This window comes from Paenibacillus sp. AN1007, assembly GCF_040702995.1.
Taxonomy (GTDB): domain Bacteria; phylum Bacillota; class Bacilli; order Paenibacillales; family Paenibacillaceae; genus Paenibacillus.
Genome location: NZ_CP159992.1, coordinates 1,421,242 through 1,433,770, shown reverse-complemented (window position 1 = coordinate 1,433,770; position 12,529 = coordinate 1,421,242). Strand labels below are relative to the sequence as shown.

General features: G+C 48.6%; 2 protein-coding genes. Both read right to left on the bottom strand.

All coding sequences use genetic code 11. The annotated features are described in order from the left end of the window. Nucleotides 1-175 precede the first annotated feature (175 nt). Nucleotides 176-1,462, bottom strand: a complete 1,287-nt coding sequence (locus ABXS70_RS06465; protein WP_342552000.1) for an MFS transporter — start codon at nt 1,460-1,462, stop codon at nt 176-178. Then, complete coding sequence (locus ABXS70_RS06460) at nt 1,459-12,513, bottom strand: amino acid adenylation domain-containing protein (RefSeq protein ID WP_366294827.1); 11,055 nt, start codon at nt 12,511-12,513, stop codon at nt 1,459-1,461. Before ABXS70_RS06460 ends, ABXS70_RS06465 begins: the two co-directional genes overlap by 4 nt. Nucleotides 12,514-12,529: the final 16 nt, after the last annotated feature.

Genomic DNA, 12,529 nt, shown 5'->3' with positions numbered 1-12,529 from the left:
ATATAAAAAAGATCATATCCGTCTTGTTTAACCAAGTCCGATATGATCTCTTTTATAAAATACCCGGGACCGAGAGACATGCTTTGAAAACAAAAAAGTAAACTTGTCTTTCGCTTTTGACTGCATCCCCAGTTCAGGCTTGACGGTTCCGATGCTGCTGTTTCTATAGAATGTGTCAGGCTTCGTGTACTTCGGCCACTTTTAGAGGTTCAGGTTCAGGCTCCATGCCTTGAGTAAAGAACTCTCTGAGATCACGGTTACGATAAGCCAGGATGCCGACCGCAAGTAAACCCACACCGGAAACCAGTGTGATATAGTACCAGTCTACGACTTCCAGAAGTGCACCGTATACTCCCATTCCTATAGGTACAGCGATCGTTATTACAGTGTTCACCACCCCCAAAACGCTGGCCCTTATCCGCTCGGGTATATAGAGCTGAACATAAGAAAGCATTGGAATATTGCCCATTGTGTTGAGTATCCCGGTAAACATCAAGACAATCATGAAACCTACCATAAGTACAACCTTGGTGCTTGCTTCAAAGATAGGCCACTGTGGGAACATCCACAGGACAATCATCAGCGCCTGAATCTGGATTAGAATGAAGATTTTGTTGGTAATAAACCGGTTGATGACCGGTATTGACACAATAACGGCCCCTATAATTACGCCTGCCGCCAGCGCTGCTTCAATAAATGATAACTGCTGCGGCGTCATATCAAGCGCTTGATACACGATAAAGGGCAGGATAAGAGAAACTGCTGGAGCAATCACAAAGTTAATAAAAACAAAAATCAGCAGCAGATACTTAATCGCAGCCCGGCCGCGAATGTATTTGTAAACCTCTTTTACACTTTCAAAATAAGGCTTTGATTCCCCGATCTCCTCTTTGCGCGGGGTGAATTTCAATAACAAATTCAAAAACCCGGAGAGAATAAACGCGGCTCCCTCAATCAAAAAGATATGCTCCAGCCCAAATTTGCTGTACGCCGCTGCACCGATCACCGGTCCCAGTATACCGATTAGGGCGGCGATGCTCTGCGTACTGGAATTGACCGTCGGAACTCTTTCCGGGGAGACAATGTTGGGAACGGATGAGTTTACCGTCAGAGTAAAGAGCGCTTGAAGCGCGCTCAAGATCATCGAGTAAACAACGAACAGCCAGATACTGTCGTGAAACGACTGAAACAAGAACATAAGCGTGAGAACTGAAATACCGCATAGGAAATCACAGACGATCATAATCCTTTTTTTACTGCGACTGCGGTCTACAAACACACCAGCGATAATATTGACGAATATACCCGGAATATAGGTAAAGCTCAACACTAAAGCGAACATACTTGATGAACCGGTAAGATCCAGAACATACAGACTGAGTGCAAAACGAAAAATGGATGTTCCCAGTTCGGTGATTAATCTGCTTAGACTAAAAACGATGATGTTGGTTGAGTCTCTCATATTTTTACACCCTTCATATGCTTCCGTGCAGCTTCATTAAGCATGCTGCGAAGAGTATCGGGATTCTCTTCCGCAGGAATAACCAGCGTCAGGTGAATCTGATTCTCTTGATGCCATGCCATGCACAAGATCCGGTTTGGTTCATCACAATTCACGCCATCTTCTTCCAGATAGTCCAAATCCGTTTCCGTGCCGAGTTCACCCAAATAGTTGAAATTGATTGGCATCTCCTGATGGGCTGCGGCCAACCGCTGCGCCGCATCCGCAAAGGACGGATCAATCGACTCGTTGTACAACAGATTCGCAAAATGGATGTTATGCTCAGAGGCGGATTTCAGCATCTCTTTGATTTGTTCGGTTTGCCTCTCCATTCCTTCTTCGCAGTCCAACAACAGGGGAATATAATCTATGCATTCACCGACTATATCGAAGTAGGACTGATCCTGATACTGTCTGCCAAAATGTGTCATCCATAACGGAATTCGCGTTTTACCGAAGTACGTTCCGAAAAATGCAGCGCAGATCCCCAAAGCAGTCTTCCATTTCAGCTCTTCATCCGGCGTTTCCGATAAATCCATTTCAAACGGAACACTGTGGTGCAGCACCATAATCTTTGCCGGGTCCAGTTCGCTGCGCTGATACATACTGACAGCAATTTCTCCAGCAGCGTCTGCAAACGACGAAATATTGTAAAGCTCATTAAATCTTGCCGCCGACATTCCTTCCGGTCCTCTGCGAATCTGATCGGCGAAATCCGTAAAGGTCCGGCTTATTCTCGTTTCCTGAACGTTCCCTTGGCATAGGGATTCATATTCATGGATTACTCGATTACGCAGAATTTCATTACTCATGTAATCGAAAATCGTATGTGAGAATGGGAGCAGCAGCACGTATTCCTTTACATTTTGCTTGACCAGCAGCACCCTGTACATTAATGGATCGCTGTTCGTATATGGCCTGATGAAGAATTTTTTCATAAGTGCCCGCAGCATATCTTTTTGCGACTCCGATTCAAAACTGGAAATATCCAGCATAGGTAGATCAAGCTGCTCCGGACTTTCATGCAATCGCCAACGTACGGTTTCCGTTTCAGTATCTTCGAGGAGTACACTGCGCATGACTTCCTCGGCGGATACAACTCGCTGCAGGGCTCGGCCCAACAACTCCGGCTGAATCCCTTTTCTGAATTTAACCATCGTACCAGACACATCTTTATGTTTGAAATGATACGTCTGCGAAGGCGATATGTCATACTCCTTGACTACTGCCTGATTTGTAATGCCTTGGGCGTACTCTTTCTGCTTCTGTGAGATTGAATCCATGATAGACTCTATCCAGTCTGTACCATTCATTTGCCGCAAACCCAAACGGTCGTTCAGTTCCTGCCTGCTTAGGATCCGTTCTGATGCCGATGCCAGCGCCCTCGAAGCATCTTCAATGAAGTGCGGTTGAATCCGCTCGTCCAGGTGTGCAGCAATCAAATTCTCTGCTCTCCGCTTCAGTCCCTCATCCATCCCTGAAATGTAGAGAACCATGAATTCTTCACCATCAACGGAATAATTTTCCCAGCTGCAGGTGCGATCCAGGCGTTCCCCGAGCCACTGCTCCGCCGCAGGAATATCCGTCAAACGGTGCTCCGTTTCTACCATTACGGAACGTACCATAGATGCCGCCAGCTCGGCAGGAGTCTGATGGGCGAACACCTGATTTATACTCAGTTCAAAGCCGAGATTACCCAGCTTTGAAACAACCTGCATGGCCTTTAAGGAATGTCCTCCGATTTCAAAGAAATTGTTGTGGACGCTAACCCGCTCCAGTCCAAGCACTTCCGACCAGATCTGCACAACTGCAGCTTCCATCTCATTCCTTGGCGGAGTATATTCCGTCTCGGTTACATCATAATCCGGCTCGGGAAGCGCTTTTCGGTCCACTTTACCATTCACGTTGAGCGGAAGCTGAGCCATAAATAAAATTACGGTCGGAATCATGTAGTCAGGAAGGTGCTGTGCCATAAATTCCTTTAACGATTGTATGGTCAATTCAACCTCTGCCACAACATATCCGCAGAGGATTTTATCCTGTGATCCTCCTACCTGTTTGACCAGAATGACAGCTTCTTTCACGGAAGGATGACTGAGCAGTACATTCTCAACCTCACCTGTTTCGATCCGGAATCCCCGAATTTTCACCTGGTTGTCCATTCTGCCGATAAACTCGATAGAGCCGTCTGGAAGCCATTTGGCAGCATCCCCGGTCCGGTAGACCCGATCCCCGGGAACAAACGGGTTGGAGAAAAATTTCTGCGCCGACAATTCTTCATTGTTTATATATCCCCTAGCCACGCCGTCTCCCCCTACCCAAAGCTCGCCGGGAACACCGACAGGGTTCAAATTCCCGTACCTATCGACAATATAGGCGGTAGAGCTGCTGATAGGCGGCCCAATCGGAACGCTATTTACGTACGCCTTATCAATAACAAAGCAGCAGGAGAAGGTTGTATTCTCTGTAGGTCCATACCCGTTTACAACGGTTAACGGACCGGATTGCTCTCTTACCTGCTGAATATGTTTCGGGGAGAGAACATCTCCACCGACAATTAAATAGTTTACACTGAGGAACATGCTTGGCTTGTGTTGAGCAAACTGTGTAAATAACGGCGACGTTAACCATAAAGTCGTAATGTCATGCTGCTGAAGTGCAGATTCAAAGAGGACTGGGTCCAGCAGCGTAAGTTTGTCAACCAGGTGCAGCCTTGCTCCGTTCAGCAGCGCCCCCCATATATCAAATACACTGACATCGAATACGGGTGCTGCCGTTTGCAGGACCCGGTCTTCCGGACTGAAGCGAACATAGTTAGTATTCTTCACCAATCTGGAGACACCCAGATGTTCTACCATAACACCTTTAGGAAGTCCGGTTGATCCCGATGTATACATGACATAGGCGAGATTGTCGGTACCCGTCTTATGCAGCAGGTTCGGGGCACTTTCGTCAGAGAGCTGACGATGATCCATCGAGATGACTTCTGCGCCGCAGGCTGCTCGATCAGCATAACAGCTTCGAGCAAGCAGCCATTTGGCTCCGCTGTTTTGGAAGAAATATTCCACCCGGTCGCGCGGATAGTCAGGATCAATGGGAAGATAAGCGCCTCCCGCTTTGAGAATGGCAAGCATCCCGATAATCATTTCCAGCGTACGGTCACCCATAATGGCAGCGACTGAATCAGGCCCTACGCCCTTCTCCCGCAGCAGCGCCGCAAGCTGATTTGCTTTGGCATTCAGTTGGCCATAGGTCAGTTCGATACCCTCACATGCCAACGCGATGCTTTCTGTATGCTCAGCTGCCTGTTCCTCGAACAGTTCGTGAATGGTTTGCCGGGGGTAATCGGTTTTCGTATTGTTAAAATCCGTGATGATCTGATGCCGTTCTTCTTCCGTCAGCATATCGATCTCGGAGAGCCGGATCTCCACATCTCTGGTCACGTTCTCCAGAATCTGAACGTAATGCGCCATCATCCGCTCCACCGTATCTTTAAGGAAGAGCTTACGAGCATATTCTACATCAAGGCGAATGTGTGCCTCCTCTTCTGCTGCCGTAACCATCAGATCGAATTTGGAAGTACCGTTATCGAAGTCATACGGCTCTATTAGAAGTTCACCAAGCCGTAATTCCCCAACGCCGACGTTATCCACAGCAAACATCGTATCAAACAGCGGGTTTCGACTGGCATCCCGCCGTACATTCAACCTTTCGAGCAGATCTTCATATTGAACCATCTGGTGCTCGAATGCCTGCAGCGAATGCTCTTTAACTTCCCCCAAAAAGTCAATGAATCGTTTACTTCCTTCCGGCTGATTTCGAACTGCTAAGGTATTGACAAACATACCCATGACACCATCCAATTCCTTTTGCAGTCGACCGGAGGTCGGTGTGCCGACAATAATATCTTCTTGGTTTGCGTATTTGGACAAAAGAATGTTATATGCGGCCAACAGGAACATGTATAACGTAGTTCCGGTCTGGGCAGCAGCCCCAACAATTCGTGAGCTTAATTTACCATCGATTGCAATAGACAAAGCGTCTCCTTCGAAACTCTGAATTTGCGGCCGTGGATAATCTGCCGGAAGGTTCAAAGTGGGCAGCTCTCCTGCCAAACGCTCCAGCCAATACTGTTCCTGTTTCGCGTAGCTTTCCGATTGAAACATCTCCGTTTGCCATGCCGCGTAATCCTTATATTCAATACGTGATGGGCTATCATCCAGCTCCTGACCGCTATACAGCAAGTTCAGTTCCTCAACAAGAAGGCGGATCGATCCTCCATCCGAAACGATATGATGGATATCGATGATCAAAATATGCCTGTCCTCTCCCATGTTAGCCAGACCTACACGCATAAGCGGTGCCTTTTGTAAGGAGAAGGGTTCAACGAACCGCTCTATCATTTCCGCCATATGGTCTGGATTTTCCGGTGCCTCAAGCTCCTGAACAGAGAAAGATACGTCGTGATGCACCATCTGCATCAGCTCCCCTTCTACAAATCGAAACGAGGTTCTGAATGCTTCATGCCTGCGAATGAGGGTATTGAATGCCTGCTGCAGCCGTGCACGGTCCAGCTGCCCCGTTAGCTGTAAAACAAAAGGCATATTATAAGCTGTTCCCGCCCCTACAAGCTCGTTGAGAATCAACAAGCGCTTCTGTGCCGACGACACCGGATAATGTTCCTTCTCCGCCACCTTTGTGATTGGGGAATAACTTGTTTGCTCCAAAGCGTCAACTGCCGCAGCCATCTGTTCCAGCACAGGATGTTGAAAAACACTGCTTAACGGAAAGTCAATCTGGAAAGCTTCCTTGATGTGGGCCGCCAGCGCTGCCGCTTTGAGTGAATGCCCGCCCAGTTCAAAGAAATGGCTGTAGGCTCCGATGGAGGCCGTTCCAAGAATTCCCGACCATATTTCGGCCAGCTTTCGTTCCGATGCGCCGCGCGGTGGCACATAATTATCCGCCGCAGATGCAAAGTCCGGCTGCGGAAGTGCACGGCGATCCACCTTTCCGTTGGAGGTTAGCGGAATTTTGTTCAGTTCCACATAGTGAACAGGGACCATATATTCCGGCAGTTCCCGCCCCAGACGTCCACGAAGCTCGCGGATGGAAAGCTCTTGGGTTGTCGTAATATAAGCGCACAATTCTGTTTCCTGCTTCGGATTTTGAACCACAGCTGCGATAGCCTCTGCAATGCCCTCCTGTTTGAGCAGAACATTCTCCACTTCTCCAAGCTCGATGCGGTAACCGCGAATTTTGACCTGCTCGTCCATCCGTCCCAAATACTCCAGGTTTCCGTCAGGCAGCCATCTAGCCAGATCACCGGTTCTGTACATTCTTTCCCCGGTGTGAAACGGATCAGCGGTAAACTTCTCCGCTGTCAAATCGTCTCTATTCATATATCCCCGTGCCAAACTGTCTCCGGCAATGCATAGTTCACCAGGAATGCCGATCGGCAGAAGCTTGTCTTTTTTATCAAGGATATACACCCTTACGTTGTCAATCGGGGAGCCGATCGGGATGTTATCGTATTCGCCGTCCACTTTGAAAGCTGCCGTCACAATGGTGTTTTCTGTCGGCCCGTAATTATTTACAAGCTCATAAGATCCGGGATGATAAGACTTGAGCTTATCTCCTCCGGTAAGCAGCACACGCAGTGAATCGTTCCTGAACTGGGTGAACTGCTCACAGACGGCCGTTGGCAGAAAGCTGACAGTGATGCCCTGTTCGTTATAGTAATCCGCCAATCGCCGCACATCATATCGAATCTCTTCCGGAATAATATGAAGCTCACCGCCAGACAAAAGCGACGGGAATATCTCCCATACGGAGGCGTCAAAGCCGAATCCGGCATATTTGGTATTTTTGTCCTCTGGCGTCAGCCCGTAGTACGATTGATACCATCCTGTCATATTGAGCAGGGAGCGGTGTTCGATCATCACCCCTTTGGGTTTCCCCGTAGAGCCTGACGTATAGATCACATAGGCCAAGTCGGTGGGCGAACCTTTAGGTGTGGGGAACGACTCCTGCATATGAATCTTACGGTTCGACACTAGGGCTTCTTCTATATCGATCCAGGGAACGCTCAATTCTTTCGATTGTACCAGTTCGTTTTTTGTCAGCAGCAGTCCAGCCTTGCTGTCCTCCAGAATGTAAGTAATACGATCCGCAGGGTACTCGTGGTCGATGGGGAGATACGCCGCACCTGTTTGTAATACTGCAAGCACTGCCGCAATCATTTCGACCGAATGGTCGACCATGATTGCCGTGATGTCCCCGGGTTTTACGCCCTTTTCCACCAGAACGTAAGCAAGTCTGCTCGTTTGTTCCTCCAGTTCGCGGTAAGTCACCTGCCGATCTTTAAAAACAACAGCAGTACGATCCGGCGTTCGCTTGGCCTGTTCTGCAAAACACTCATAAGCAGTTCGGCTGTTTGCAAAGTCCTTTTGGGGACCATTGAATTGTTCCAGGATGAGGGTCCGTTCCTTCAGCGGAAGCAGTTCAATATCTTCCAGCTTGATATGCCTGCTGGCAGATGCTGATCTCAAAACCTCAATGTAGTGCGTCATCAGTCGCTCGATCGTCCCGGCTTTGAACAATTTGGAAGCATACTCTGCTTCAATGGACATTCCTCGTTCATTTTCCGTTACCGTCAATGTCAAATCAAACTTCGACATCCGTCCATCCCATGAACGGGAACGTACGGTAAGCCCATCTAAAGCCAACTCTTCAATACCGAGGTTTTGAAGCGTGAATACCGTGTCAAACAGCGGGTTGCGGCTTAGATCACGTCTGAGTCCGAGCTTCTCGATAAGCTCCTCATATGGATAGTCCTGGTGCTCGAAAGCCTGAAGCGTCGTTTGTTTTACTTCACTCAGGAATTGATCGAATGTTTTTGTTCCTCCCGGTTTCACACGCAAAGCAAGCGTATTGACGAACATACCCACCGTTTGGAGCACGTCCGCATGAGATCTGCCCATCGTCGGAGATCCGATTACAATATCCTCTTGGGAGGCATATTTGGACAGCAGTATGCTGTAGGCAGCCATCATAACCATATACAAGGTGGCTCCCGTTTCGTTGGCCAGCTGCTTCAGCCTCAGCGCCAGCTCTTTATCGAGATTTACGGAGAAAAAGGCTCCTTCAAAACTCTGAATCTGTGGTCGTGGATAATCGGTCAACCAGTTAAGCACGGGCGGCTCTTCGGCAAACTGATCAAGCCAGTAATTCTCCTGCTGCTGCTTCTCCTTGGAACCGGACTGGTTGCGCTGCCAAACGGCAAAATCTTTATATTGAACACGCTGAGCCGGCTGCCCTGCATGAAGTTTTGCATCTGTTTTTTTACCCAGACTGTTGTACAGCTCGCAGAATTCCTGAACGATGATTCCAATCGAAGCGCCGTCGGCAGCGATATGGTGGATATCAATGATCAGAAGGCAGCTTTCTTCCCCTATGGTGGATCGTCCTGCCCGCAGTAAGGGAGCACTCGCGAGATCAAACGGTACGACGAACCGGTCAACGATTTTTTCTATATCCTCTTCAGGATGAGACTCCAATTCCGCTATGGCAAAGGATACGTTCTCATGCACCTTCTGAACGGGTTCCCCATGCAGAGACACAAAAGAAGTACGTAAAGACTCATGCCGGGAAATCAACAATTGGAAAGATTGTTCCAAACGTTCAGCATCAAGCTTACCCTCGATTTGCAGGATAAACGGCATATTATACGCTGTTGTAATTCCTGCCATACTATTCAAAACATACAGGCGCTTTTGCGCGGAGGACACCGGATAGAACTCGGCTTGGGGAGCAGGCTCGATTCCAACAAATTCCGCCTCTTCGTTCCTGTTGATCCTCGCCGCCATCTCTGCCAGTATCGGCTTCTGGAATATCTCGCTCAAAGGGAGCTGGATCTGAAATTGCTTTTTCATTTCTGTGACTAACTTTAATGCCGTCAGTGAATGACCGCCAAGCTCAAAGAAATGATCATTCACCCCGATGGAAGGAATGGCGAGAACAGCGCTCCAAATGTCCGCCAGCTTTTGTTCCGTTTCATTCCGAGGCGCAGTAAACGTTTCGTCCCCAAGAGCATTTGTCTCTTCGGGCTCAGGCAATGCCTGAAGATGGACTTTGCCATTCGGAGTAAGCGGCAGCTGGTCCATAAATATCCAATGAACAGGTACCATATAATCCGGCAGATCATTCAAAAGATACCGTTTCATACCCGACGCATCGAGATGCTCCGCACCGACCACATAAGCACACAACGATTTCAGACCGTCACCCTTATCTATTACTGTGACTACAGCTTCCTTCACGCTGTCATGCATTTGAATCCGGCTTTCTATTTCCCCGGTTTCAATACGGAAACCGCGTATTTTAACCTGATTATCCAACCGGCCTATGAAATCGATGCTTCCGTCCGGGAGCCAGGTGACCAGATCCCCCGTACGATAAATTCGTTCTCCCTCGATAAAAGGACTCGCAATAAACTTCTCCGAAGTCAGGGATAGATTGTTTATGTATCCTCTCCCGACCCCATCGCCACCGACCCACAGTTCTCCCGGAACACCGACAGGGCACAGATGCCCGTATGCATCGACGATGTAAGCCGTAGAATGGGCAATCGGTCCACCGATTGGAATTCTTTTTTCCTCGAACGAACGGATCGTATAGCAGCAGGAAAACGTCGTATTTTCAGTCGGCCCGTACCCGTTAATGATGGTTGTATGATGGCATTGTTCCGATACCAGCTTAATATGCTTGGGAGAAAGCGTATCCCCGCCGACGATTAGAAAGCGAAGAGGACGGAATAAAGTCGGGTCTAATTGAGACAGCTGATTGAACAAGGGAGACGTAAGCCACATCGTTGTAATGCGGTATTCACGAATCGCTTCTCCTAACAGCTGTGCATCCAGAATGGAGTTTTTATCGATGATATACAGCTCCAGACCATTCAGAAGAGCCCCCCAAATCTCAAAGGTGCAGGCGTCAAAAACAGGTGCTCCGGTTTGCAGAATGCGATCGCCGGGTTCAAAAGGGACATAGCTGTTGTTTTGCACGAGCTGTACCACATTATGATGTTCGATCATCACCCCTTTAGGACGCCCCGTCGAACCGGAGGTGTACATGACATAGGCCAGATTTGCGGGCGTAATAATCTTCTCCCTGTCAGCTGCATGGTTATCCATCAGAGCAGGAGAACAATCATACCCTTCCCGATCCAGAATAATAGATTCGACTCCGTCCATATACTTATCCGCATAACACTCTGGCGTAACGATCCATCTCGTTTCACTATCCCTTAACATAAAGGCAATGCGTTCTTCCGGGTACTCCGGATCAATAGGCAGATAGGCGCCACCCGCCTTCAAAATACCCAGCATCCCCACAACCGTCTCCAGGGAACGGTCGCCGATCAAGCCCACGACGCTGTCTGGAACGATGCCTTTTCTTCTCAGCCGGGATGCCAGATGATCAGCCCGCGCATTCAATTCCGCATAAGTTAGTTTGTGTTCCTTATTCACGATAGCGATATTTCCCGGGTTCTTTTCAGCCTGACGCTCGAACAGCTGCACGATCGTGTGATCCCTTGGATATTCACCGACGGTGTTAAATTGATGCAGGATTTGCTGCTTCTCGTCGTCTGTCATGACTGAAATTTGCTGAATCAGGATGTCCGCATTGCCGCTGATCTGATCGAGTACCTGCTCGAAATGTCCGAACAAACGGTCCATTGCGACCTGGGCATACCGGGCCGAGTTATACTTGAATTTGACTTGGAGCCCGTCGTTCGGCATAAGAATCAGGTTAAAGTCATAATGCGTCTGTTCAAAATCTTCAAGCTCGGTAATTACAAACGCCGCTTCCTCTTCATCCAGAGGATCTGCACTCACCGGGTAATTTTGAAAAGCATAGATATGAGAGATCAGCTGCTGCTTCTTGGAAGTCAGGGATTGAATCTCAGCCAGCGGATAAAAGTCATAACTTTGTGTTTCTAAGGAAGCCTGTTGGACCTCCTGGATTAATGCAGAGAACGGCATCCCGCCTTGGAAGGTGATGCGGATCGGAACCGTATTGATGAACAGTCCGACCATGTTCTCGATCTCCTCCACTTCAGCCGGTCGGCCGGAGGTGACGGAACCGAAAATCACATCCTCGGTTCCGTTATAACGCCCCATTAGCAAGCCCCAGGCCGACTGAAGCACCGTGTTTAAAGTCACTTGATGACTTTTGGCCAGCTGCTCCAGCCTATGTGTTGTTTCCTGGCTTATTTTGTAGGTGCGATCCACTTGAACAGCCCGCTCTTCTTGCTGTGCCTCCCTGCGGTCTTGGCCATTTCGGCCCACCTGGGTGTCCATACCAAAGGACGGCAGTTCAATATCGGATTCGTAACCTTCCAAGTATCCTGCCCAGTAACTTCGGGCTTCTTCGCGATTCTGCCTGTCAAGCCACTGGATGTACCGTGAGAAAGGCGGTGCCTCTTCCACCGATGAGAACGTCCCTTGGCTGAGTGATTTGTAGACGTCAAACAATTCCTCAACGATTGTTTTTAAACACCAACCGTCCAGAATAATATGATGATAGCTCCAAATCAGCTTATAACTGAATTCACCGGTCTGAAGCACGGCCGCACGAAGCAGTACGTCTTTGGCCAAGTCGAACCCCTTCTTCCGGTCATCTTGGATGTAACTGCGGATATGCCGCTCCTGCTCTTTTACGTCAAACGACGATAAGTCCTTATAGAACACAGGCATGAAGCGCTTTTTGAATACAACCTGCTTTGGACTTTTCGTGTTCTCATGGATGAAATTAAGCCTGAGTACATCATATTTGTCGATCAGAACATTAAAACTTTTTTCCAATATCAAGGCATCGAGCCTTCCCGAGACGGTGCAGGAGAACTGTTCGAAGTATGCGCCGGAAGCCGGGTTCAAATAGGAATGAAACAGCATTCCTTCTTGCATCGGTGTTAAGTTGTATACCCCCGCAATAGTCAGCTTATCGGTCAAGACCATCTCTCCCTAA